Below are 22,754 nucleotides of genomic sequence, written 5' to 3'. Positions count from 1 at the left end.
TCGCTCGGCAACTGCCTGTACGCTTCCATACGAAATGGAGCGTGGGTCACCGATTGACCGCAGTCAAGTCGCGTGCGATCGTGGCAGCAACGCGCCGGTGGAGCAGCGGATGAAGCGATTCGATATTTTCAATGGCGATGCCGACGGCATCTGCGCGCTGCATCAGTTGCGGCTCGCCGAGCCTGCCGACACCATCCTGATCACGGGAGCCAAGCGCGAGATAACGCTTCTGCAACGCGCGAACGCGCAGCCGGGCGACAGCGTGACCGTGCTGGATATTTCGCTCGACTCGAACCGCGAGCCACTCATCGCGTTGCTGGATCTTGGTGTAAAGATCGACTATTTCGATCATCATTTCCCCGGTCCCATCCCCGCACACGCGCTGCTGACGACGCATATCGATATGTCACCGGATAGGTGCACTGCGCTGATCGTGGACCGCCATCTTCAAGGCCGGTACACGCGATGGGCGGTGGTCGCGGCCTATGGCGACAACCTGCACCGGGCCGCGCATCGGGCCGCCAGTGCGTGCGCGGTGAACTCGTCCGATGAGCGCAAACTGCGCGAACTCGGCGAAGCGATCAACTACAACGCCTACGGGGACAGCGTCGTCGATCTTGCCGTCGATCCTGTCGAGATGTATCGCGCCATTCAACCCTATTCGGATCCGCTCGAGTTCATTGCGTCGACCGGCGTGCTGCCCGAACTGCAGGCGCGACGAACGGAAGACCTCGAACTGGCCTTGGGACTCGCGGTAACGCGGCGGGTCGCCAATGGAACGCTGCACATTCTTCCCGACGCGGCGTGGGCGCGGCGCGTGCGAGGCGATTTCGCCAATCTCCTCGCGCGACGCGACCCGGCGCAAGCGCACGCGGTGCTGACGGCCGGCGCCGATGGCCGATACACGGCGAGCGTACGGGCTCCGCTCGATTGTCCGCGAGGCGCCGACGTCCTTTGCAGGAAGTTCGGAGGAAACGGCAGGGTCGCTGCCGCCGGTATCGACGGGCTCGATCGCGCGCGGCTCGACGAATTCGTGACAGCGTTCAGCGTTGCGTTTTGACGCGACGTTCGTGGAGCGGGTGACCGGTAATTCACCGCCGCATCGCAGTCGGCAGTGCGAATTCCCCAGTTGGCGCATCGACATGGACGCCGTCACCGTCGCTTGGACAGCGGAGGGCGGGCTTGATGCAAATCAACAATGGTCCGCCGCTACGCGTCGACCATTGGGCTGTACTCGAATCCGGGGCTCATCACGAGTGGCCGGATCTTTGCGATAGGCGCCCCATGTGCGACAGCGCAGGGCACTCGATATGGAGATCACTATGCAAGCCTCGGACATCATGACGACCCGGGTGGTTTCAATCGCAGCGGAAAGTTCGGTCTATGACGCGGCAAAGCTGCTTGCCGACAGCCGGATCAGCGGCATGCCCGTCGTCGACGACGCAGGCAGCGTGATTGGCATCGTCAGCGAGGGCGATCTGCTCCGGCGCGTCGAAACCGGCACCGAAACGCAGCGGCGCTCGTGGCTCGCCGAGTTCCTCGCGCCTACGCGTCAACTCGCGGTCGAGTATCTGAAGGAGCGTTCGATTCGGGTGCGTGACGTGATGAGCGCCCCCGCCGTCACCGTCGACGAATCGACGCCGCTTAGCGCGGTCGCCGAACTGCTAGGGCGCAAGCACATCAAGCGGTTACCGGTCTTGAGCAAGGGCAAGCTCGTCGGCATCGTCAGCCGGGCCAATCTGGTGCGCGCGCTCGCGAGTTGCGCACCCGCGCAGCTCGATGCGCAACCGTCGGACGATCAGATTCGCAGCGCGATCACGAAGGAACTCGACGGACATCGTTGGGCGATGGCCGCCGACGGCCTGATCGTCACGGACGGCGTCGCTCATTGCTGGGGAGCGGTGCGCTCCGAGGAAGAACGCCAGGCGATCCTCGCCGCCGCCGCGCGGGTGCCAGGGGTAAAAGGCGTAAAGGATCATCTGGAATATCCGGTCGCGTTCACGCCTATGTGAACAGGGGCGCGGCAAATCGCGGGCATTCCGGCATGCCCTGCACGCCGTGCCGCGCCATGGTCCCGACGCAGTGCCTGGACCTCGACCGTCCGTTCCAGACGTCGCAGTTCTTCCGCTCGATGACGATCTTCGCGCCATCGCGCTACAACCGTGATTTTCTGATCACGGTCAACGACGAGTTCGCATTCGTGCCGGGGTTTTCGTCGGATGGCTCGGGGTTCTCGGGCACGTGCTTCGGCTTCGGAAGCGGTGGGGTATCGGCATCGCCGGCGAGACCCGTGAAAACTTCTCCGTTCAGGAGGACGCTAGATGCGGCCCATTGATGGCATAGTGGGTCTGGCAACGCGCACCGACATTGCGGGAGGAAAAGCGATGGGCAACCTGTTTCGCGACCGCGCCGACGCTGGCAGACAACTGGCCCACGCACTGCGCGACTATCAGGGTCGCGGCGATCTGGTGGTGCTGGCTCTGCCGCGCGGCGGCGTTCCTGTCGCGTTCGAAGTTGCACGGGCATTGCACGCGAAGCTCGACGTTCTCGTCGTCAGAAAGCTTGGGGCGCCGCAAGACGAGGAACTGGCGATGGGCGCCATCGCGACGGGGGGCGCCCTTCATCTGGAAAGGTCAGTGCTTCGCGAACTGCAAATCAGTGACGCCGAATTGGCCGACGTGATCGCGCGCGAAACAGCCGAACTCGCGCGCAGGGAACTGGCGTACCGTGGGGAATGCCCGCCGGTGCCAGTACAGGGCAAGACGGTGATCGTGGTCGACGACGGCATCGCGACGGGGGCGTCGATGCATGCGGCACTCGACGCACTCCGCAGCAGACATCCCGCTCGGATCGTGGTGGCGGTCCCGGTGTCGCAATCCGATGCGTGCACGGCATTCGAAGGAATCGCGCACGCGTTCGTGAGCGTGCTGCAGCCCGACTGGTTGATGGGGATCGGTGGGTTCTATGTGAATTTCGACCAGACGACCGATGAAGAAGTCCGCGCCTGTCTCGCCGCCGCGCGCGGTTGGGAGCCCGAGCAGGGCTCGGACTCGGCCGGCTGACGGCGCAATGAAGGCAGACACGGCGGCGGGCCGTGTCGAACATGGGGCATCTATCGACGACTCACGTTCCGACCGACACGTACAAGAGCACGATCGGCGCCTTCGAACCATTTGGTGTCGCCGAGCGTAATGGCGCGCCATAGGTGCAGCGCAAATCCACGAATCTCGACCATTGGACGCGCACGCCCGCGCCGACGCCCGCGAGCAGACCGGGGTTAGTTTCGGCTGGCTGGTCGATCGTGCTCCATACGCGGCCCGCATCGAAAAACACAAAGGGTTGCACGACTGCGTTGCTCGCGCCGAGCGAGATCGCAGGCGTGCGCACCTCGGTCTGAATGTTCCAGCCGCGATCGCCCAGCGTGACGTATGGGTCGTAGCCTCGCACACTGGACTCCCCGCCGAGCCCCATCTCCTCACTCGGTAATAACGTGTTCGGCGTCCACTGGAACGTTCCGTTCGTGATCAGCGTGAAGCCAGCCCCAAGCGCGGTGGCACGAGACGCTGTCAACTGCATATAGACGTAGCGGGCCGTCGCGCCCTGCCGCGCGGCGTTAAATGCCGAATCCTGATTGTTGCCATCCAGTCCGCCCGGACTGGCGACGAGTGTCGCCGCGGCGTGCGCCGTGCCAGCCTCGGTCGGTTTGCTGATGTCGTAAGACAACACGAACTGATGTATGTGCGTATTCGAGTTGAAAACCTGGGAGCCGCCAAATTCCAGATCGTTGTTGCTGCGCTTGAAGTCGTATCCGATCTGGATCAACTGTGTCGTGTCCGTGATGGTCGGCAGACGCAAGTCGTAGCGAAAGCTGAACTGCGCAGAAATGCCCGTTTGCCCATAGGTGTCGGGCAACCGTGGCGTGCTCTGCGCGTAGACGCCGAACAACTCGATACTGTCGAGCCAAGGCAGCGGCGCCGTGTAGTTCAGCGCGTGCGCGGTGAAGCGGGCGCGGTTCGGGCGGCCTTCGATATTCGGATTGCCGCTGAAAAAATCGTTGCTGGCCGTGAATTGATAGGCGATCTGCTGATCGAGACCAAGCAGGTTGCCGTAGCCTATGCCTGCAAAGAACCGATCACGGCCGAGCTCCGGCACGCCTTCATTGTCGTAACCCGCGCTTACGCGAAGCGGTAGCCGGTCTTCGGTTTGCAACACGACGTCGGTCGTGTCGGCGGCCTCACCGGGCGCAAAAACAGCATCGACCCGTCGATAAGGATTCGCGTTGAGCACCGCAAGTCCCTTCGAGACCGCCGATTGCAGGACCGGTCCGCCGGGCTCGAGCGGCATTTCACGTTCGAGAAGCCTGCTCGAAAAGTAGGTGTTGCCGCTGGCATGAACTCGACCCAGTTTGAATTCGGCAATGGCGATACGCACGACACCCGAGCTCACGTCCTGTTCCGGCACGTAGACGTCGACGAGCGGCTTTCCCGCCGCCCGATAACGCGCGACCACGGCGCGGCGTATCTCGGCGAGGCGGCCGAAGGTCAGCGGCTTGTCGAGGTCCGTGGCGAAGCTCTGCAGGAAGGCGGCGTCGAGTACGGGCAATCCTTGCGCGACGATACGACCTTGCTGCCCCGGCGATGCCGCCGCGGACGCGCCGGCCGGTTCGAAGATGAGCCCGGCAAGCCGCTCGACAGCGATCCGTGCGGACTCGGCCTGCGCTTCCGGGGAGGAGGGTGACGACGCGCTTCGCGGCGCCTGCGGTGCGGGTTGCGGCGCGAGGTCGCGCCATGCCTGTGCCGCTACTGGTGAGGTCTGCATGATGCCCGCAATGCACGTTGCGATCATCAGGCCGCCGCCCTCAACCCGATGTCGCGCATGCAATACGAGCCTTCCGTCGTTCATGGCGATACCTATTAACGGGTGTGGTGCATCAAATGCGGAGCCGCACGTCGAAATTATTCTAGTCGAAGCGCCTGCGCGAGTTTTCCAAAGCAACTCGAACCAAGTTCACGCCTCGCGAATGGTATGGAGGAAACATTTGGTAAGGGTTTCCTCCATGTGTACTGACCCGCGTCTTGTCTTTACTCTTCTAGACTTGTCATACAACATGCGCGATGACGATTCTCTCGTGCGCCTACAACTATTTGTCCGGAGGGGACTCTATGTCCAAGCTGCCGTGCGATCTTGATAAAAATGCGCCCGCAACGGGCGACACCTTGCGCATTTCGCGCCGTGGCTTCATTGGCCTCGGAGGCGCGCTCGCCGGCAGCGCACTCCTGCAGGCTTGCGGCGGCGGCAGCGGAGTTTCCGCTGCCGCGGCAGGCGGAAGCAGTAATTCCACGCCAGCGACGGGAAGCACCCCGTCAACGGCTGCGGCCGACCCGATCTGGGGTCCCAACGGCTCAGCGACGAACATCATTAATGCGCTGCAGAAAATCACGCAGAGCGCGTTCCCGGCCGTCGATTTCCAGGTCGAACAGTACGGTGCGCAACCGTGCGCGGTCATTGCCCAGGCCAACCCCTACACCGGCAGTTCATCGCCCCTGAGTACGGGGGCCGGCGCGACCAACGCACCGGGATCGTTCGATTCACGTCCCGCTTTCCTCGCGGCAATCGCGGCCTGCAGTGCAGCCGGTGGCGGCCGGGTCGTGGTGCCGGCGGGCACGTGGTATTGCGCGGGTCCCATCGTGCTGCAGAGCAACGTCAACTTCCATCTGAGCGCGAACTGCACGATCTATTTCAGCCCGAATCCCGCCGACTATGCGAAGGACGGTCCGGTCAACTGCGGCGCCAACGGCAACCTTTACTACAGCCGCTGGCAGGCGAACGACTGCCTGAACTTCGGCTCGCCCGTGTACGCGCGAAATGCGAACAACATCGCGGTGACTGGCGAAGGCCCGACCTCGGTGCTGAACGGTCAGGCGATGACGCCGTTCGCCGGAAGCGGAAACACCAGCACTTGCTGGTGGACCTACAAGGGTTCCAGCGGCGCATACGGCTGCGCGGGGTCGACCACGCCGTCCCAGGCCTATACGAATCCGAACAACGTCGATCTGATGGTGGTCGCCCCTACCATTTCGGCCTCGCTCTACACGCTATTGACCAATCCGGCTACGCCGTGGCAGCAAGACCAGAACTACCTGCCGGCGCTCTCCGAAGCGGGCGTGCCGGTCGCGCAGCGAATCTTTGGTCTCGGCCACTATCTGCGGCCGTGTATGGTTGAGTTCATCGGTTGCACGAACGTGCTGATGGAAAACTACCGAACCAACAACACGCCGTTCTGGCAGCATCATCCGACGGACTGCACGAACGTCGTGATCCGTGGCGTGACAGCCGACAGTATCGGACCGAACAACGACGGCTTCGACCCCGACGCCTGCAACACGGTGCTGTGCGACAGCGTAACGTTCAACACCGGCGACGACTGCATCGCGATCAAGTCAGGCAAGGATCTCGACACGGAGTACGGACCCGCGCAGAACCATGTGATCCAGAACTGCATGATGAATAGTGGTCACGGCGGCATTACCCTCGGCAGCGAGATGGGTGGCGGCGTGCAGAACATCTACGCGCGCAATCTGACCATGCTCAATCAGTTCTGGGCAACGAATTCGCTGAACATCGCGATCCGTATCAAGACGAACATGAACCGTGGAGGCTACGTCAAGAACTTCTACGTGAATGGCGTCACGCTTCCGCACGGCGTGAGCCTGACGGGTGGAGGCTACGGCAGCAAGATGCTGACGGGCAGTCCGATCAACGGCACCGTGCCCATCGGTGTGGCCACCGCAACAGCCGCCAACCCGTCCGCGTCTCAAGGCGGCCTGATCACGTTCGATTGCGATTACCAGCCTGCCGCCGATGCGATTCGCACACGCCCCGCGCTCATTGACAACGTCAACATCACGAACGTCAATGCTTCGAACGTGACATTGGGCAGTACAACCGGCTCCTGTTTCCAGGCCATCGTTGCACAAGGTCCAGTTGCGTTCGATTACAACGGTCCGGCGCCTGCGCCGACCGTACCGGCAATCACGGGAGTGACGATTTCCAACTGCGACTTCGGCACGCCTGTGGCCGCAGGCCCCGCGAGCGCCAGCACGCCGGGTCCGATCTACCTCTACAACGTGCACGACATTTCGTTGCAGAACGTGATCATCGCTGGGCAGACGATCAATCAGACGCTGTCGGATCCGCGTTAAATACGACGCACCAAAGAGCGGCGAGGCGCCGCTCTTTGGCGTCGCACAGCTCAAGTGAAGTCGTCGCGCCGGGGGCTCTCAAGACGAGCCACTTTGCAGCTCGCTCATCAGGCTCGCCGCGTAGGCCGGAATATTCGCCGCTGGCTGTGGCGCGGCGAAGTAGTATCCCTGAACGATCTCGCAGCCGGCCTTGGCAAGGAAAGCCAATTGTTCCGCTCGTTCGACGCCTTCCGCGACGACTTCGAAACGCAGATTGCGGGCGAGTGCGATGATCGCACCGATTATCGTCTCATCCGCAAGACTGCTGCCAATGCCGCGGATGAACGACATGTCGATCTTCAGACGGTCCGCGTGAAAGCTGCGCAGGTAAGCCAGGCTCGAGTAACCGGCGCCAAAGTCGTCGATCGCTATGGACACGCCAATGTCGTGCAGGGCGCGCAGGGTGGGCAGGGCGCCCGGTGCAACCAGGCCTCCTTCGGTAATCTCCAGTTCGAGCCGGTCCGCGGCCAATTGTGACGCGGCAAGAGCACGACGCACGACGGCGCCGAAATCACTCGAAGTAAGCTGGCTGGGCGACACGTTGACCGACATGCGCAGCTCCGGCAGCACTTCCTCCCAGCGCTTTGCCTGTGCACAGGCAGTTTGCAGCACCCATTCTCCGATTGACGCAATCAAACCGATGTCTTCGGCCAGGGGTATAAACGTCGTTGGGCTGACCGTGCCGAAGTCCGCGTCGTGCCATCGGATGAGCGCCTCGACTCCAGTCAGCCGGTAGCTGCGTATGTCCACTTGCGGCTGGTACGCCAGCTCAAAGCCGTTCTGCTCGACGGCGTTGCGTAGCTTGTGCGATAGCGCGATGCGCTGAGTCGCCGCATGCGCGAGCGAAGGGGCAAATCGCTCGACGCCGTTACGCCCGCCTGCCTTGACGCGATACATCGCAAGGTCTGCGTGTTTCAGCAGAGTGTCGCAGTCCGTGCCGTCTTGCGGATAGCAGCTGACCCCGATGCTCATCCGGACCCGCAGTTGCATGTCGTCGATTTGCACTGGCTTGTCCAGCGCTTGCGTCACGCGCGTCAACAGCGCGGAGAGTTCGTCATCGTCGGTTGAACCCTTCAACATCGTCACGAACTCGTCGCCGCCATATCGCGTCACCACGCCATCCGTTCCGACCGATGTCGACAACCGCCGCGCAACTTCCTGCAACAGGCGATCGCCTGCGCCGTGGCCCAGGCTGTCGTTGATGTCCTTGAAATGATCGAGGTCGATGAACAGCAGCGCGAATTCGTGACCATCGAGAATCGTCGTGTCAATCAGCTCACGCAGCGTCACGCGGTTCGGCAAATCCGTCAGCGCATCGCGACGTGCCTGCCTGACCAGTAGATCGCGCGACTCAATGAGTTCCGTCAGGTCGCTCACCACGCTGATGTGATGCGTAACCTTTTCCGCCTCGTCGCTCACCGGTGCCGCGTACAGCTGATACCAGAACTCTGTTCCGTTCGCGCGCCGGCTTTTCGTCAGCGTGGTTGCCTCGCGTTTCTCGGCAATAGCGGTACTGATCTGTTTCCACAATCCAGGTGTTTCCGGCCGCGCGGAATGATCTGCGATCTGCGGGCGCTCGCCACGCGACCGGCTGCACACCGCGCCGCCTGGCTGGACGGAGAAGATTTGAAACGTGAGCCGCCAACAGCTTGAGATTTCGCCAGGAGTTTGCGCGTAGAATCCATTCACGAATCCAATACGCCAGCGTCCGGCCAGCCATGCATGCCACGTCACGATACGATGCATTGCGTGTGTTATCCACTGGCTTGCCGTGTCGCGGTCGTGCCTACCGTGCGTCGATGGGCACACATCGGGAGCGCTATAGTGAAAAGCTCTGCCACACGCTACGGTTCGATTGCCCAATTCCTCCACTGGTGCACGGCAATTGTCGTGCTCGTGACGTTCATGTATGGGCCCGGCGGATCTGAACAGCGCGTCTACTCTTCGGTGCACGAGTTCGACCGGCGACTGCACGAGACTTTGGGTTTGTGCGTGTTCGCGCTCACCCTCATCCGCCTGCTGTGGCGAGCATACGACGCGCGTCCCGAGACACCTCCAGTTTCTCGCTGGATGGCTGTGATGGCAACAACCGTTCGATGGATGCTGTATCTGCTTCTCCTCGCGCTACCGCTTACCGCCATCTCGGGCGCGTGGCTCGAAGGGCATCCGCTGACGCTGATCGGCGGTTACGATATTCCGCCTTTACTCAGTAGTTCGCATGAAGCGGGCTCAGCCCTCGCATCGCTGCACGCGTGGCTCGGCGACGCAATTATGTGGCTTGCGGGGTTGCACGCATTCGCGGCTATTTTTCATCATGCCTTCCTTAGAGACGACGTCCTGATCGCGATGCTTCCACGCTGGTTTCCGGCGGGACGAGCACGTACTGATGGTCGTAGTTCGAGTAGCTAAATTGCGTAAACCCACCGATCCTGTGGGTGATCTTGCCGGCGAGGACGATGCTGGCTGAATCGAAAATCGGCTGACCGTCTTTGGGAGAGACGATATTGCCGCTGGCATCATGGTTGAGCCTCGTCCTGGTCACGTCGAGCATCGCCATCACGGCCACTGGAATCGTACGTTCGCCGAAGGTATATCCGTTCAGCTTGAACATTCGAGCGTACGGCATCAGTTCGGGAAACTGTCCGCCCGCGTGACATGCCACGCAGCTTTGCCCTGTTTGACGGGCAAATATAGGCAGCGCTCGAACTACCGCTAGATCTTCATGCGCTGCAGAACGCGGTCGCCGGCGACGAACTGATGAAACATCGCCGCTGCGATATGCAGGCAGATCACGCCGAATAGAACCCAAGCGAGGACGCCGTGAACATCGCCCATCGCATGTCCGAATGACGAACCCGGTGCCGACAGTGAGGGCAACGAAGCAAGTCCGGCGAGGCGGACCGTCCACGTGCGCGACGAAGCGTTGATCCAGCCGAGCAGCGGCACCAGCACGAGAAGCAAATACAGCGCGAGGTGCGTGAGCTTCGAAGCGGCGCGAAACAGCGGCGGCAGGTTGTCCGGCGGCGACCGATGAGTCACGCGCCACAGCACCCGCAACACCATCGCTGCGAGCAGTGCGGTGCCGACGCCAAGGTGCCAGGCGATTTCGCCGTCCGGCACCGTATCGCGGTGCACGTCCGGCATCGTCCAGCCGATCACGAACTGCGCGGCAACCAGCCCGACGACGAGCCAATGGAGCAAACGTGCGACGATGTCATAGCGGTGTTCAGGGGAGACTTGCATAGGGGAGCCTGTGAGTTGGATTCAGTCGGAACAGATCGTACACGACCGCGCCTTAAGGCCAGGTTAAGGGGCAGTCGCCAAGGCCGCCTGTCTGCGCCGTTCCAACCACTCGAAGACGGCCATTCCCGCGATCATCGCCGCCACGAACACCCACGCTTTCACCGACCCGAGTCCGAGCGCAACGAGCGCCGGGCCGGGACAGAACCCTGCAATTCCCCAACCGACGCCGAACGCGAGGCTGCCCACCATCAGCCTTCGCGTGACGTGCGTTGACGCGGGAATCTGCATCGGCAATCCGAGCAGCGACTTGCCGCGGCGCTTCGCGATCGCGAAGCCGATTGCTGCGACAGCCACCGCGCCGATCATCACGAACGCGAGCGACGGGTCCCAGTGTCCTGCGAAATCGAGGAAGCCCAGCACTTTGGCGGGGTTGGCCATGCCCGACAACAGCAGGCCGAAGCCGAACAGCAGCCCGCATACGAATGAAACAACTGTTGCCATCCTAGGCTCCGAGAAGATGTCGCATGATATAGACGGTGACGAAGCCGGCCGCCATGAACGTCGCCGTCGCGACGAGCGAGCGCGTGGCGCCGCGTGAAATGCCGCACACGCCGTGTCCGCTCGTGCAACCGCTGCCATAGCGGGTGCCGATGCCGACCAGAAAGCCGGCCGCGATCACGGCCGGCCACGACGCGTCGACGGTGATCGCGACGGGCGCACCGACCGCGCGCGCGATTACCGCGGCAGCGACCAGCCCGGCAACGAAGGCGACGCGCCATGCGCCGTCTCGCCTGGTCCAGCGCAGCAGGCCGCCGACTATCCCGCTGATTCCGGCGATGCGGCCCAGCAAAAGCACCATCGCCGCAGCCACGGCGCCGATCAGCAGGCCTCCGCACAGGGAGGCGATCGGGGTGAAATGGTCGAGATCGATCATCGTTCAGGTTGACTGTTGTATGGGTTGGAGGGAAGCGGCAGCGCTTACATCAGCGCCGCTTTGACCAGCAGGCCGAGCGCCACGCAGACGAGGATGCTCGCAAAGCCCAGTTGCACCTGACGCGCGGCGATGTGATGCGATGCAAGCCGTCCGCTGAGCATACCGGCGGCGGTGGCGCCAGTGAACCACAACGCGACTTCGAGTGGAAGCGTTGCGCCGTGCGTGGCCGTCGCGAGAACGCCGCCACTGCCGACGAGTGCGATCACCATCAGCGAAGTCGCGACGATACCGTGCATCGACACGTCCGTCAGCTTGCGCATCATGGGCACGATGATGAAGCCGCCGCCGACACCGAGCATCCCCGTCATCAATCCCGTCAGCGAACCGGTGGCCGCGAGCGCGGCTGCGGTCGGCCAGGTCCAGCGAAAGCGGCCGGTCGCCGGGTCGACATGCGCGACGCAGATTGACGATTGTGCCTCGCGCGACGCGCGGCGCGCGAGCGTCTGACGCAACAGCCGGAGCGCGACCACCAGCATGACCGCGGCAAACAGCGCGAGCAGCACGCGTTGCGGCAACGCGTGTGCGAGACGCGCGCCGGCGGCGGTCGCGGGCACCCCCGCGGCGGCCATCAGCAGCGCGGCGCGATAACGGACGAGCCGCTTGTGGAACGCCTCGAGCGCGCCCACCGCTGCGCTGCCGGCCACCGCGACGAGCGCGACCGGCGTGGCCTGCTGCAGCGGCCAGCCCATGCCGAACACGAGCGCAGGCACGGCAAGAATGCCGCCGCCCGCGCCGGTCAGCCCGAGAATCGCGCCGACCAGCGCGCCGAGAAGAAGAGACAGCAGCATCGATGACCCCGTGAGCAGTGCGTGCAAGCGCTCAGTCCGCCAGTTGCGGGTTCGCGAGCCATTCGCGTCCCCTCAGCATGCCGCGCCAGTAGAGCGGCGGCAGGATTCGCTCTTTCAGTAGCCACGCGAGCCGCGATGGCTTTTTGCCGTCGATGAGCCACGCGGGAAACGTCGGCGCGACCTTGCCGCCGTACAGAAACTCGGCGAGCACGATCTTCCCGCGCTCGACGGTGAGCGGGCATGAGCCGTAGCCGTCGTAGGTCGCAAGGCCGCTCGCCGCGCCCAGCGCGGCGAGCACGTTGTGCGCGACGACCGGCGCCTGCTTGCGCGCCGCGGCGGCGGTCTTCGCGTTGGAGGTGCTGGTCGCGTCGCCGAGTCCGAAGATGTTCTCGTGGCGCTTGTGCCTCAACGTGGTCTGATCGACGTCGAGCCAGCCGGCCGCATCGGCGAGCGCGCTGTCGCGGATGAAGTCGGGCGCCTTCTGCGGCGGCACGGCGTGCAGCATGTCGAAGCCGGTCTCGAACGTTTCCTTGCTGCCGTCGGCGAACGTCTGCGTGAATCTCGCCATTTTCGCGTCGCCATCGACCGCACTCAGCGTGGAGCCGAAGTTCAGCGCGATGCCGTAACGCTCCACGTATTGCATCAACGCGGGCACGTAGTCGGCGACGCCGAACAGCGCCGCGCCGGCATTGCGGAACTCGACGCCGATATGTTGTAGCCGCCCGCTGCGGCGCCAGTGATCACACGCGAGATACATCGCTTTCTGCGGCGCGCCGGCGCATTTGACCGGCATCGGCGGCTGCGTGAAAAGCGCCCGGCCCCTTTCGAGCTGCTGCGTCAGCTTCCACGTGTACGGCGCGAGGTCATACCGGTAATTGGACGTGACGCCGTTGCGACCGAGCGTGTCGGCGAGGCCGTCGATCGCGTTCCAGTCGAGTTTGAGGCCGGGGCACACCACCAGCTGGCGGTATTTGACGGGGCGCGATCCGTCGAGAATCACGAGGTTTTCCGCCGGCTCGAAGCGCGTGACGGCGGTCTTGATCCGCGTCACGTTCGTGGGCAGCACGCTTGCCATCGGACGTGCGGTCGTTTCCGGTTGGAACACGCCGGCGCCGACCATCGTCCAGCCCGGCTGGTAATAGTGCGTGTCGGCCGGATCGATGACCGCGATGTCGAGATCGGGGCTGCGCGCGAGCAGGCTCGATGCCGTCGCGATGCCGGCCGCGCCCGCGCCGACGATCACCACGTCGTGCTGGTGCGCCAGCCGCATCGGTTGCGCTGCAACGGCAGGCGCATCGGCACCCGGCTTCGAAGGGGCTGTGAGTTTCGTGTTCCGCATGTCTGGTCCTCCTGTTTGCTCCAGGCCGCCGCGCTCACAGCGCATCGACCGGTACCTTGATGTACGACACGCCATCGCTTTCGGGCGGCGGCAGGTGGCCCGCCCGCATGTTGACCTGCACCGAAGGCAGGATCAGCACGGGCATCGCGAGCGTGGCGTCGCGGGCCGTGCGCATCGCGATGAACGATGCTTCGTCGACGCCGTCGTGGAGGTGGATGTTCCGTTCGCGCTGCTCGGCCACCGTCGTTTCGAAGAGCAGCGGACGGCCGCCAGGCTGGTAGTCGTGGCACAGATACAAGCGGGTTTGCGGCGCGAGACCGAGGATGCGCTGGATCGAGCGGTACAGCGCCGCCGCATCGCCGCCCGGAAAATCGCAGCGCGCCGTGCCGTAGTCGGGCGTGAAAAGCGTGTCGCCGACGAACGCGGCTTTTTCGCTGTCGTCGCTCGCGACATAGGTCACGCAGGCAGGCGTGTGGCCTGGCGTATGCATCACGCGCACTGACAGGTCGCCGACGGTGAACGTCTCGTCGTTGGCGAACAGGCGGTCGAACTGCGAGCCGTCGGTGCAAAACTCGGGACCCGCGTTGAACAGCTTGCCGAACACGGCTTGCACGCGCGTAACCAGCGCGCCGATTGCGATCTGACCGCCGAGCCTCGCTTTCAGATATGGCGCGGCGGACAGGTGGTCGGCGTGGACGTGGGTTTCGAGTATCCATTGCACGCGCGCGCCGAGGGACTGCACGCGCGCGGCAAGGCGATCCGCGGTGGCGGTGCAGGTGCGTCCCGACTTCGGGTCGTAGTCGAGCACGGTGTCGATCAATGCGCAATTCTTCGTGCCTGCGTCCATCAGCAGATAGCTGACGGTCGATGTTGCAGGATCGAAGAAGCCCTCGACGGCGAGCTTGCCGGTTGCCATTTCGGTGGGTTCCTTACGATAGCGGACTAAGCCAGTCCGGGCGCCCACTACCGCAGGAGTCGTGCCATCTAGTCGTAGCATCGCAAGGCTCGCCTGTAACGCACTGATTTTTAGCGGTTTGTGACGCGCGATATGGCGGATCGAAGATGCGCCCGCGTGACGATTGGCATGACACGTGGCATAGAGTCGCTGCCATTTGGCAGTCGTGGCAGAAATGGCAGTTCCGGCGTATAGTGCGGCACTCCCGGAGTAACGACGATGATCCTGCCCAACCTTCCGCCCGCCGCTTTACCCGAGCTTCTGCCGCGCCCGCCAGGCGCGGCTGACGACGTGCCCGCAGTGGTACCCGACGTAAGCGCGCTGGTGTCGTATCTGGAACACGATCCGCAACCGGCGATCGTGCTCGATCCGCACTATCAGATTCTGGCCGCGAACCGCGCATATCAGCGCCAGTTCGGCGTCGAAGGTCAGGCGCACATCGGCCGCCGCTGCTATCAGGTTTCACATCACTACGACGTGCCCTGCGATCAGGCGGGCGAGCACTGCCCGATGAAGCGCGCGGCCGAAATTCGCGGTGCGGATCGCGTGCTGCATGTCCATCACACACCGAGAGGCCCGGAGCACGTCGACGTCGAATTGCGGCCGATCTTCGACGGGCACGCGCGAATCGTCGCCTATGTCGAGCGTCTCGCCACGGTCAGGAGCGCGTCCGCGCGGCCCAGCTCCGAAGGTCTGGTCGGGCGCGCGCCGGCATTCAACCAGGCGATTTCCGCTTTGCAGCGCGTCGCGCCTTCGATGCTGCCCGTGCTGCTGCTCGGCGAATCGGGCACCGGCAAGGAGCTGTTCGCGCATGCGCTGCACGAGGCGAGCAGCCGCGCCCAGGGGCCGTTGGTCGTGGTGGATTGCTCGGGCATCACCGAGACGCTGTTCGAAAGCGAGTTGTTCGGCTTCGAGAAGGGCGCGTTCACCGGCGCGACGAGCCGTAAGCAGGGCCTCGTCGAGACCGCGCAGGGCGGCACGCTGTTTCTCGATGAAATTGGCGACGTGCCGCTGTCCATTCAGGTGAAGCTGCTGCGGCTGATCGAAACGGGCACCTTCAGGCGCGTGGGCAGTACCGATATGCTGCGCGCCGACTTCCGGCTCGTCGCGGCCACGCACAAGCCGCTCGAGCGGATGGTCGCGGACGGCCAGTTCCGTGCCGATCTGTATTTCCGGATCAGTGCGTTTCCGATTCATTTGCCCGCGGTGCGCGAGCGTGTCGACGACATCGCGCTGTTAGCGGATTCGATCCTGCGGCGCATTGCGTCGGCGCGCGCCGGATCGTCGCATAAAGCGTCGATTTCCACGGATGCGATGGCGCAGTTGCGCGCCTATGCGTGGCCCGGCAACATCCGCGAATTGCGCAACGCACTCGAGCGCGCCAACCTGCTCGCCGACGGTGGCGTGATCCGCGCCGAACACTTGCCGCAGGCGGTCCGCGGTAGGGCTTCCGGCGGTGGTCAGGATTCGCTGGCGGTGGGCGTGGGCTTGTCGCGCAAGCTGACCGATGCGGAACTCGCGCGCGCAGCGGCGCAATTCCGCGGAAAACGCAGTGAGCTCGCCGCGCAGCTGGGATTGAGCGAGCGCACGCTTTATCGCCGGCTCAAAGCGATCGCGGGCGGTGAGGGAGCCTAACGTTTCCTCGGCGTAGTGGGGGAGCGTTCACATCTTCGCCCCCCTCGCACGGTCAGTGGCTTAGCTGCAAGTGAAACTGCTTGCCGAGTTCACGTCTCCGCTGGTATAGCGGGCCACCTTCGGATACGCGCAGAGCGGACGCGTGCGCCCGGCACCCCAGCTAGTCGGCACCTCGCTATTCGGTATCGCGTTGGTCGTGTCGCGAGCCGTTGCGATGACCCGGTTCGGCGCTTGCCCTTGCTCGACCCATGCCACCATAGGCGTCAGCATGTCGAACTGATCGGCCGTCGGACCGCCGCTGCAGTGGTTCATCCCCGCTACCGTGAAGAGCCGGGCGAAATTGCTCGCGTCACCGCCACTAGCCGTGGACAAGCGCTGATACCAGTCGGTCGTATCGTTCGACGAGAACACTGGATCGCTCGTCCCGTGATAGACGATCAACTTCGCGCCCCGGCTCCTCAGACCGCTCAAATCAGTCTCGTTCGGCGGGGTCATGAATGACCACGAAGTCTCGGAATAGACACCGCTCGTTGCGAAGATCTTCGGCGCGTCACTGTCCATGTTGAAGTTCAGAGCGTAGGCGCCGATGGAACTGAGCAGCGAAGCGCTCTGCGGCGGCGACGTAAATACGAAGGCCGCCGCGGCCGGGTCAAGGCTGATCGAATTGCCTTGCTTCCACGCGGCCCAGCCTGATCCGTTGACACCGACGTCATACGGAAAGCTCGCATAGAGCGCAGTGCCAGCGCTATTTTTCGCCCCAGAAAAAATATTTCCAACGGCTTGCTTTTGAGCCGCCGTTAGACAGGTGCCGTCGCGCCCATTGCTCGAACATGTCGGTACGTCCGTGGCCAGGTCGAAGTTCGCCTGGCACGCTTTGATGTCTTGCACCATCCCGTCCGCTACACCATCCAGCGAATCGCACTTCGCGATGACCTTCGACGCGATGAGCTGCCTTTCAGCAGTCGTCAAGCCGGTGGTGATATCGGCAATTCCGGCCGACGTTTTGGCGGTCGCGACGGTAGCTAGCTGTTGTGCGCTCCACATCTGCCCGATCGCCGCCTTTGGCAAATGAAAGCCGGGGTCGCCGGCAATGATGCCGTCGTAATCCGCGAAAGACCTGGCTGCCGCCACCATCGCATGACGGCCGCCGTTCGAGCAACCTTCGAAGTAGCTGCGGTCGGGGCCCTTGCCATAGGCCAACTTGATCACCTGCCTGGCCATTGGCGTGAGCGTAGCAACGGCGTTATAGCCATAATCGAGGCGCGCTTGGGGATCGAGACCAAACAGCGGGTTTTGCGACCCGGAATGACCTGCATCCGAACTGATCACGGCGAAGCCCATGTTTAGCGCGTTGTTCAGTGGGCCCCCGCCACTGAGCACCCCCGTCGCCGGTGTCACGTTACCGTCGAGACCACCGTTGGCCTGATAGAAAAAGCGACCATTCCACGCGATAGGTAGCCGCATTTCAAAACCAATCGCATAAGTTTGGCCGTCAACGGCGCTCGTGCGTTGATTCATTTTCCCTTCGATCACGCAATGTTCGGGCACGGACTTTCCTGCCACCGTGAGCGTTCCGGCCGGCACGTCGGTAACGGACGTGAACGTCGTGGCCGCAAACGTCAACCTGGCGGCGAGCGCGTTGCAGTTTCCTGACAGCGTCGCGGGTTGTGCTGCGGAAAGCTGAGGCAATTGTGTCGCACTGGTGGAGAGCGAGTCGGAACCGCCGCCGCAGGCCGCCAGCATCGCGGACACTGCCGATACGCACATAGCAATTGAAGTTCGTTTCATTCTCTCCCCCAATCAGAACATGTGTTTAATACCGACCATCACGCCCGTTTGACCCATGCCCGCGCCTGGCGTGGTCCCACCGCCGCCACCGCTGACCGAATAGCGCGCCTTCGCGCTGTTCGCGAGATACGCAGCCTGCGCATAGACCGACGAACGCTTGCTCAGAAGATAGGTGGTGCGTAACGTTCCCATCGTGGCGCGGGTATCGTGGTCGCTATTGATGATCCGAAACACTTCGCCATCGAGGAGGAACGCAGGCGTGACCATGTACGAAGCGCCGAGGAAGAACAGATCCGAACGGATATTCGGTACTGTCGGCGACTGGGTCACTACGCGGCGTCCAATCCAACCTGCGCCGATCTTCGCGCCTGCGTACTGCGCATAGGCGCTCAGTTGGGTACGGGCGTCCTTGTCCGCGGCGTTGATGAGGGGTGTCGGCGCAATTCCGTCGAAGAAGTTGGCGGCTGCGGTCGCGCCGCCGCGTTGCTCCTCGTACGACGCAGCCGCGCCGAAATATTGAGAGTCGTACTTGAGCATTGCGGACCAGTCGCGGCATTCCGTGGCGTGGCCTGGAACCGAGCCGGTACAGGTTCCTTGTCCCGGCGAGTTGCCGGTACCCGCCGCGTCCCGTCCGAATGAATAGCCCGCGCCCAGCGTAAAGCCCTTGTACGAGCCAAGATAGGTGATGGAGTTGTCGGCGCGTGCGTTGGGCACATAGGCATCCAGGGAGCCCATGCCGTAAATGTCCGGACCGATGATGTCGGCGCCCTGAACCGCAAGATAGGTCATCGTGTACTGACGGCCGAACGCGAGCGTTCCATACGGGCTTTTCATGCCGACGAATGCCTGGCGTCCAAACAGCCTCCCGCCCTGTCCAGAACTGCCGTCGCGCACGTTAAAGCCGCTTTCGAGCGTGAAGACAGCGCTGTAGCCGCCGCCTAGATCTTCGTTGCCGCGCAGCCCCCAGCGTGATGGGAACTCTCCGGTAACGGATGGCATGCGAAAGACGCTGTCGCCCTTCGCGTTCGCGTGCGAGACGTACTCGATCCCCGTGTCCACGATGCCATACAACGTGATGCTTGATTGCGCAAAGGCTCCAGTGCTCAGCGCGCATAGCGCACCGAACATGAGAACGTGAGTCGACTTCAATTGCATGGTGATGTCTCCAGACCAGTTGTATGTTTTTTTGTTGAACTGCGGTTGAGGATCTTCGGTTTCAGGCGATTGCAGCGATGAGCGTGACGGGGATGCTGGCGCCGATCACCGTTGATGAAATATCAGGCAGGCTGATATAAAGAACAAAATAAAACGCGTCCTGGAAGACGCGCCTGTCCGTCGCGATAGTTCCGTATTTGATATCAGGTATCCTGACAACGCAAGCATGAAATGTTCGGTAGATACCCTATGCAGCGGGATGGATGCGAGCCGAGCGTTGATCGGTGACGGCCGCCCTTCCGACGAGCAGCGCAAACTGTACGAGCTCGCCTACGCGCAGGTCCACTTCAATATGGACGCTCGCCGGCTCGCTGGTGTCGCCCACGCTGGCGCTGCGCATGCGGTGGGGCGAAGCTTGCCCGCAGGCCATCCTGCGTATCGAGCGCGATGTGCTCGAGCGTCATGCACAGCGTCATTTCGGCGACGCGGCGGGTGGGGCAATCGAATTCGAGCCAGGATTCGCACTGACGTCGGCACAGGGGTGTGCCTGATGCAGTTGCTGCCGATGCTCGCGGAAATCATGAGTACGGAGGCGCATCCGCTGCGCAATCCACTCGCATTTGAGCAGTTCGAGTCGACACTACTGAACGCGCTTATCTACGGTCAACCGAACAGCTTAGCAAGCGGCGTGACGCGCGAGCGCAGACCGCTTGCGCCGTTTTATGTACGACGGGTGGAGGAATACATCCGTGCGCATTTGCAGGAGCCGCTAACGATCGAGCGGCTCTCGCTGACGGAGTGTGGGCTGACGTTGCATCCTGAAAAGTCAAAGATCGTGTATTGCAAGGACAGAAGTCGCACCCAAACCTACCCGAATGTGACCTTCACATTTCTGGGCTTTCAGTTTCGTCCGCGAAGGGTGCTGACCAGGCACGGGCAGGTCTCGACCAGCTTTGTACCTGGCGTCAGTCCTGACGCCCTGAAACGGATGAGACAGGTGGCGCGGGGATGGCGGTTGCAGCGCCAAACGTCGAAATCACTGTTCGAACGCGCCCAGCGATGTAATCCCACGATATGTGGCTGGTGGAACTACTATGGGGCTTTCTATCGGACAGCCATGCATGAGTTGAGTCGGTATCTCGACCGAAAGCTCGTGCGCTGGGTTCGGCGCAAGTACAAAACACTGCGACGGCACAAACGGTGCAGTGAAGAGTGGTTGCGCAAGATGAAGAAGGCGTACCCGCGAGAGTTCGCGCACTGGCAGTATCAGGGGGGACAGGTTGGATAACGGGAGCTGTGTAAATCGAGAGGTCTACGCACGGTTCTGCGAGAGACTCGGGGCGCAATTCCCTGGGTCTGCTCACTCGTATATCAAGGTCAATGGCCACTGGAAATACTTGTACCGGGCCGTCGACAGGGAGTGCAACACGGTCGATTTCCTGTTGTGCGCCCATCGTGACAAGGCCGATGCGCACCGGTATTTCGAGAAGGCGATTGCCCAGAATGGTGAACCCGAGACTGTCACCGTGGACAAGAGTGGTGCCAGTCTGGCCGCGCTCGAAGCGCTCAACGCAGACCGGCCAACGCCAATCAAGATCCGGCAGAACCAGTACCTGAACAACGTCATCGAGCAGGACCATCGAGACGTCAAACGCATTGTCACGCCGTTGATGGGTTTCAAGGCTTTCCGGTGCGCGCGCGCATTATTCTGTCCGTCATCGAGCTGATGCACATGATTCGCAAAGGGCAGATGCAGGACGAGCGCGACATCAAAACTCCAGCCGAGCAATTCTATCCGTTGGCAGCGCAAGTAGTCCTACTGATATCACGCTTTGTTCAAGCTGTAATCGTTATCGCGACAGAACCCGCCGCGTAGCGCATATTGGGGTAATCATACAGCGTGGCGCGTAGCAGAGCGAACCCGATTGAACGGCGTGAATCGCGGCTGCTCGTCGAAATAGTGCGCGGCCGCTGCCTGCGCGGATGAATCGAACCCGTTGATATTGTTGCCGCCGGTGTTAGTGGCCGGAGAACAGGACGTCGGCAATGATGCCAGTTGCGATAGCGGCGAGCACGTAATCTCCGTTCACCCCAACCCAGTGATAGCCTCGCGGCGGCGGTTGCAGTCCGTGGCCGCGCCAGTCGTCGACGACGTAGTTGTGATCGCGGTATTCAGGCGGAAGCCGATCGCCCTGGCGCCAGTCGGCATGCGGCATCGGGCCGCCCGGCCGGCCGCTATAGGCCTCGTGCGGCATGGGACCATGATCGTGACCGCGCGGCGGACGCATGTCGTGTTGTTGCGGGCCGTGCGCCGACCAGTCATTGTGGTGCTGATTGTCGTGAGGCTGGGCGAAAGCGGGGATCGACGCACCAAGGAGGGCGGCGATCATGAAGTGCGCGAGTAATTTTGATTTCATGGCTGCTTTGACAGAAGAAGTGATTGAAATGAAACAGTCGCGTTTGACGGCGACTATGTTTCCCGAGCCAGTTGGTGTAGATGTGGGTTGCGCAGTGTTTCTGCACACTTCTATGGAAAGACAGGCGAACGGTGGGTCAGTCGCCTGCCAGCCGGTCAGTGACCGAAGTAGACCGAGCCCGGGCCGGTGCGAGCTGCTTCGCTCTTGTAGGCATGGCCGCCCGCTGCGGACGAGCCGCTTAGGACGCCACCCACTCCGGAAGTGTTGCCAGCGCTATCGATCTCAATCACTTCTTCACTGACTGCCACGACGGTCACCGGGTGACTGCCGCTTACTCCAGGCGGGCTCCCGTGGTGGGCAGCAACCTTGGCTTCAGCAGCCTGTATGTCCGCCGGATATTCGCGCGGGTTCGCACGGGCCGGGTTGTAGCCCGCCGCTTCGATCTCGACCAACTGCTCACGGACTTCCGCGCGGGTCAGTGGATGGTTTGCTGCGACGTTTGCGGCGGCAAAAACCGTAATCGGCGCAGCGAAGGCGATGGCAGCCACAAAGGCGGCGAGTTTAACGAAGGGTTTCATGGTTACTACCTCCTTGGTTTGTCGGTTGGGCGCTATAAGTTTGCGCATGCTTTCAATCCGTAATGAAAGTGTAATGAGGTAGTGAGTTAGGGTAAACACCTACTTTGTAAAATACTTTTTCTGAAAATGAAATAATCAGAATTAATCGGCGCAAAATTGTTAATTGCCTGTACGCCTTGAAGGGCAATCTTATGCAGGCACGGACGAACGGAGCCGTCATCGTTAGCGCACGTAAACGTCCGAATCTTGACGGGGGATCATTCATCCGACAGCGACAACTGGCAACGGTGACCGTGGATTCCGGGCTTTCATGTATGCGCTGAACACGTAGGCCGAGGGCAATGGGCGCGTTCGACATTCAGTCCGCGCACCTGCTCAACACTCCACACGACCACAATCACCAGAAAGATCGGGCAGTAGCCCACTGGGTCCGGATCCACAACAGCCCAAAGTACTATGCGGCGGGCCTCTCCCGAGATAGGCGATGCACATCGCGCATCCTTCACGCGGATTCCGGCTTTTAAATCAGTTTTCGATATTCTGGATATCAAACAATTGATGTCTCGTCGGGGGAGTGGGTATTTGCAGTCGATGGAGCGTGGCTCGCCAGAGCGGTCCGTC

The 22,754-nt window shown here is 62.4% G+C and carries 21 protein-coding genes and 2 pseudogenes; 10 read left to right on the top strand and 13 right to left on the bottom strand.

The window, feature by feature from the left end:
* The first annotated feature begins 109 nt into the window (after positions 1 to 109).
* The 4 genes from HDG33_RS21980 to HDG33_RS21965 all read left to right on the top strand — a co-directional run bounded on the left by HDG33_RS21980 (position 110) and on the right by HDG33_RS21965 (position 3,062).
* Positions 110 to 1,060, top strand: coding sequence for an acetyltransferase (locus tag HDG33_RS21980; RefSeq protein ID WP_184033268.1), 951 nt, complete (start codon positions 110 to 112; stop codon positions 1,058 to 1,060).
* 262 nt (positions 1,061 to 1,322) lie between these two features.
* Complete coding sequence (locus HDG33_RS21975; protein ID WP_184033266.1) at positions 1,323 to 2,012, top strand: CBS domain-containing protein; 690 nt, start codon at positions 1,323 to 1,325, stop codon at positions 2,010 to 2,012.
* 56 nt (positions 2,013 to 2,068) lie between these two features.
* Positions 2,069 to 2,335, top strand: coding sequence for a hypothetical protein (locus HDG33_RS21970; protein ID WP_184033265.1), 267 nt, complete (start codon positions 2,069 to 2,071; stop codon positions 2,333 to 2,335).
* A gap of 49 nt (positions 2,336 to 2,384) precedes the next feature.
* A complete protein-coding gene (locus tag HDG33_RS21965) occupies positions 2,385 to 3,062 on the top strand; it encodes a phosphoribosyltransferase (protein WP_184033357.1) in 678 nt (225 codons plus the stop codon).
* A gap of 61 nt (positions 3,063 to 3,123) precedes the next feature.
* On the opposite strand, the gene HDG33_RS21960 is transcribed toward HDG33_RS21965, so the two are convergent.
* Positions 3,124 to 4,845: a ShlB/FhaC/HecB family hemolysin secretion/activation protein gene (locus HDG33_RS21960; RefSeq protein WP_184033355.1), complete on the bottom strand. Its 1,722-nt coding sequence runs from the start codon at positions 4,843 to 4,845 to the stop codon at positions 3,124 to 3,126.
* 317 nt (positions 4,846 to 5,162) lie between these two features.
* On the opposite strand from HDG33_RS21960, the gene HDG33_RS21955 reads away from it, so the two are divergent.
* Positions 5,163 to 7,202, top strand: a complete 2,040-nt coding sequence (locus HDG33_RS21955) for a glycoside hydrolase family 28 protein (RefSeq protein ID WP_184033263.1) — start codon at positions 5,163 to 5,165, stop codon at positions 7,200 to 7,202.
* 78 nt (positions 7,203 to 7,280) lie between these two features.
* Here the strand turns inward: HDG33_RS21955 and HDG33_RS21950 are convergent, their stop codons facing one another.
* Complete coding sequence (locus HDG33_RS21950; protein ID WP_260330552.1) at positions 7,281 to 8,987, bottom strand: bifunctional diguanylate cyclase/phosphodiesterase; 1,707 nt, start codon at positions 8,985 to 8,987, stop codon at positions 7,281 to 7,283.
* Here HDG33_RS21950 and HDG33_RS21945 point away from each other — a divergent pair.
* Positions 8,964 to 9,650, top strand: a complete 687-nt coding sequence (locus HDG33_RS21945; protein ID WP_311548370.1) for a cytochrome b/b6 domain-containing protein — start codon at positions 8,964 to 8,966, stop codon at positions 9,648 to 9,650. The genes HDG33_RS21950 and HDG33_RS21945 overlap by 24 nt on opposite strands.
* Here HDG33_RS21945 and HDG33_RS21940 read toward each other — a convergent pair.
* The 7 genes from HDG33_RS21940 to HDG33_RS21910 all read right to left on the bottom strand — a co-directional run bounded on the left by HDG33_RS21940 (position 9,565) and on the right by HDG33_RS21910 (position 14,521).
* The gene (locus HDG33_RS21940; protein WP_260330562.1) at positions 9,565 to 9,852 is read right to left on the bottom strand and encodes a hypothetical protein; all 288 of its coding nucleotides are present in this window, start codon (positions 9,850 to 9,852) and stop codon (positions 9,565 to 9,567) included. The genes HDG33_RS21945 and HDG33_RS21940 overlap by 86 nt on opposite strands.
* 101 nt (positions 9,853 to 9,953) lie before the next feature.
* On the bottom strand, positions 9,954 to 10,484 hold the full coding sequence (locus HDG33_RS21935) for a cytochrome b (protein WP_184033261.1): 531 nt from the start codon (positions 10,482 to 10,484) through the stop codon (positions 9,954 to 9,956).
* 63 nt (positions 10,485 to 10,547) lie between these two features.
* Positions 10,548 to 10,985, bottom strand: coding sequence for a YeeE/YedE family protein (locus HDG33_RS21930; RefSeq protein ID WP_184033259.1), 438 nt, complete (start codon positions 10,983 to 10,985; stop codon positions 10,548 to 10,550).
* Between the two features lies 1 nt (position 10,986).
* Complete coding sequence (locus HDG33_RS21925) at positions 10,987 to 11,418, bottom strand: YeeE/YedE family protein (RefSeq protein ID WP_184033257.1); 432 nt, start codon at positions 11,416 to 11,418, stop codon at positions 10,987 to 10,989.
* Between the two features lie 44 nt (positions 11,419 to 11,462).
* The gene (locus tag HDG33_RS21920; RefSeq protein ID WP_184033255.1) at positions 11,463 to 12,266 is read right to left on the bottom strand and encodes a sulfite exporter TauE/SafE family protein; all 804 of its coding nucleotides are present in this window, start codon (positions 12,264 to 12,266) and stop codon (positions 11,463 to 11,465) included.
* 31 nt (positions 12,267 to 12,297) lie between these two features.
* Positions 12,298 to 13,605, bottom strand: coding sequence for an FAD/NAD(P)-binding oxidoreductase (locus HDG33_RS21915; RefSeq protein WP_184033253.1), 1,308 nt, complete (start codon positions 13,603 to 13,605; stop codon positions 12,298 to 12,300).
* Between the two features lie 34 nt (positions 13,606 to 13,639).
* Positions 13,640 to 14,521 carry an MBL fold metallo-hydrolase gene (locus HDG33_RS21910; RefSeq protein ID WP_184033251.1) on the bottom strand — a complete coding sequence of 294 codons (882 nt, stop codon included), beginning with the start codon at positions 14,519 to 14,521 and terminating at the stop codon, positions 13,640 to 13,642.
* 258 nt (positions 14,522 to 14,779) lie between these two features.
* On the opposite strand from HDG33_RS21910, the gene HDG33_RS21905 reads away from it, so the two are divergent.
* A complete protein-coding gene (locus HDG33_RS21905; RefSeq protein ID WP_184033249.1) occupies positions 14,780 to 16,195 on the top strand; it encodes a sigma-54-dependent Fis family transcriptional regulator in 1,416 nt (471 codons plus the stop codon).
* 60 nt (positions 16,196 to 16,255) lie between these two features.
* Here HDG33_RS21905 and HDG33_RS21900 read toward each other — a convergent pair whose 3' ends face one another.
* Together HDG33_RS21900 and HDG33_RS21895 are read right to left on the bottom strand one after the other, a co-directional pair.
* The gene (locus tag HDG33_RS21900; RefSeq protein ID WP_184033241.1) at positions 16,256 to 17,983 is read right to left on the bottom strand and encodes a tannase/feruloyl esterase family alpha/beta hydrolase; all 1,728 of its coding nucleotides are present in this window, start codon (positions 17,981 to 17,983) and stop codon (positions 16,256 to 16,258) included.
* A 12-nt stretch (positions 17,984 to 17,995) separates the two neighbouring features.
* Entirely contained in the window at positions 17,996 to 19,138 is a 1,143-nt protein-coding gene (locus HDG33_RS21895; protein WP_184033231.1) for a porin, read from the bottom strand.
* A gap of 368 nt (positions 19,139 to 19,506) precedes the next feature.
* Here HDG33_RS21895 and HDG33_RS36990 point away from each other — a divergent pair.
* From HDG33_RS36990 to HDG33_RS21880, 3 genes and pseudogenes are all read left to right on the top strand, one after another.
* Positions 19,507 to 19,928, top strand: a pseudogene (locus HDG33_RS36990) (AraC family transcriptional regulator); the annotation flags it as partial.
* Between the two features lie 198 nt (positions 19,929 to 20,126).
* Entirely contained in the window at positions 20,127 to 20,426 is a 300-nt protein-coding gene (locus tag HDG33_RS36985; protein WP_221311499.1) for a group II intron maturase-specific domain-containing protein, read from the top strand.
* A gap of 76 nt (positions 20,427 to 20,502) precedes the next feature.
* Positions 20,503 to 20,945, top strand: a pseudogene (locus HDG33_RS21880) (IS6 family transposase); the annotation flags it as partial.
* A gap of 211 nt (positions 20,946 to 21,156) precedes the next feature.
* Here the strand turns inward: HDG33_RS21880 and HDG33_RS21875 are convergent.
* The gene (locus HDG33_RS21875) at positions 21,157 to 21,555 is read right to left on the bottom strand and encodes an RcnB family protein (RefSeq protein ID WP_184033229.1); all 399 of its coding nucleotides are present in this window, start codon (positions 21,553 to 21,555) and stop codon (positions 21,157 to 21,159) included.
* Between the two features lie 155 nt (positions 21,556 to 21,710).
* Complete coding sequence (locus HDG33_RS21870; RefSeq protein WP_184033221.1) at positions 21,711 to 22,133, bottom strand: DUF4148 domain-containing protein; 423 nt, start codon at positions 22,131 to 22,133, stop codon at positions 21,711 to 21,713.
* Positions 22,134 to 22,754 lie beyond the last annotated feature (621 nt).

The organism is Paraburkholderia sp. Cpub6 (assembly GCF_014201065.1).
GTDB lineage: Bacteria > Pseudomonadota > Gammaproteobacteria > Burkholderiales > Burkholderiaceae > Paraburkholderia > Paraburkholderia tuberum.
This window is presented reverse-complemented; position numbering and strand designations above follow the sequence as displayed.

Excerpts from the sequence above, each read along its gene's own strand:
- HDG33_RS21870 (WP_184033221.1), bottom strand. The coding sequence starts at position 22,133 with ATGAAACCCTTCGTTAAACTCGCCGCCTTTGTGGCTGCCATCGCCTTC.
- HDG33_RS21925 (WP_184033257.1), bottom strand. The coding sequence starts at position 11,418 with ATGATCGATCTCGACCATTTCACCCCGATCGCCTCCCTGTGCGGAGGC.
- HDG33_RS21875 (WP_184033229.1), bottom strand. The coding sequence starts at position 21,555 with ATGAAATCAAAATTACTCGCGCACTTCATGATCGCCGCCCTCCTTGGT.
- HDG33_RS21910 (WP_184033251.1), bottom strand. The coding sequence starts at position 14,521 with ATGGCAACCGGCAAGCTCGCCGTCGAGGGCTTCTTCGATCCTGCAACA.
- HDG33_RS21955 (WP_184033263.1), top strand. The coding sequence starts at position 5,163 with ATGTCCAAGCTGCCGTGCGATCTTGATAAAAATGCGCCCGCAACGGGC.
- HDG33_RS21900 (WP_184033241.1), bottom strand. The coding sequence starts at position 17,983 with ATGAAACGAACTTCAATTGCTATGTGCGTATCGGCAGTGTCCGCGATG.
- HDG33_RS36985 (WP_221311499.1), top strand. The coding sequence starts at position 20,127 with ATGAGACAGGTGGCGCGGGGATGGCGGTTGCAGCGCCAAACGTCGAAA.
- HDG33_RS21975 (WP_184033266.1), top strand. The coding sequence starts at position 1,323 with ATGCAAGCCTCGGACATCATGACGACCCGGGTGGTTTCAATCGCAGCG.
- HDG33_RS21930 (WP_184033259.1), bottom strand. The coding sequence starts at position 10,985 with ATGGCAACAGTTGTTTCATTCGTATGCGGGCTGCTGTTCGGCTTCGGC.
- HDG33_RS21905 (WP_184033249.1), top strand. The coding sequence starts at position 14,780 with ATGATCCTGCCCAACCTTCCGCCCGCCGCTTTACCCGAGCTTCTGCCG.
- HDG33_RS21940 (WP_260330562.1), bottom strand. The coding sequence starts at position 9,852 with ATGTTCAAGCTGAACGGATATACCTTCGGCGAACGTACGATTCCAGTG.
- HDG33_RS21960 (WP_184033355.1), bottom strand. The coding sequence starts at position 4,845 with ATGATCGCAACGTGCATTGCGGGCATCATGCAGACCTCACCAGTAGCG.
- HDG33_RS21950 (WP_260330552.1), bottom strand. The coding sequence starts at position 8,987 with ATGCATCGTATCGTGACGTGGCATGCATGGCTGGCCGGACGCTGGCGT.
- HDG33_RS21915 (WP_184033253.1), bottom strand. The coding sequence starts at position 13,605 with ATGCGGAACACGAAACTCACAGCCCCTTCGAAGCCGGGTGCCGATGCG.
- HDG33_RS21945 (WP_311548370.1), top strand. The coding sequence starts at position 8,964 with ATGCCACGTCACGATACGATGCATTGCGTGTGTTATCCACTGGCTTGC.
- HDG33_RS21970 (WP_184033265.1), top strand. The coding sequence starts at position 2,069 with ATGGTCCCGACGCAGTGCCTGGACCTCGACCGTCCGTTCCAGACGTCG.
- HDG33_RS21935 (WP_184033261.1), bottom strand. The coding sequence starts at position 10,484 with ATGCAAGTCTCCCCTGAACACCGCTATGACATCGTCGCACGTTTGCTC.
- HDG33_RS21965 (WP_184033357.1), top strand. The coding sequence starts at position 2,385 with ATGGGCAACCTGTTTCGCGACCGCGCCGACGCTGGCAGACAACTGGCC.
- HDG33_RS21895 (WP_184033231.1), bottom strand. The coding sequence starts at position 19,138 with ATGCAATTGAAGTCGACTCACGTTCTCATGTTCGGTGCGCTATGCGCG.
- HDG33_RS21920 (WP_184033255.1), bottom strand. The coding sequence starts at position 12,266 with ATGCTGCTGTCTCTTCTTCTCGGCGCGCTGGTCGGCGCGATTCTCGGG.
- HDG33_RS21980 (WP_184033268.1), top strand. The coding sequence starts at position 110 with ATGAAGCGATTCGATATTTTCAATGGCGATGCCGACGGCATCTGCGCG.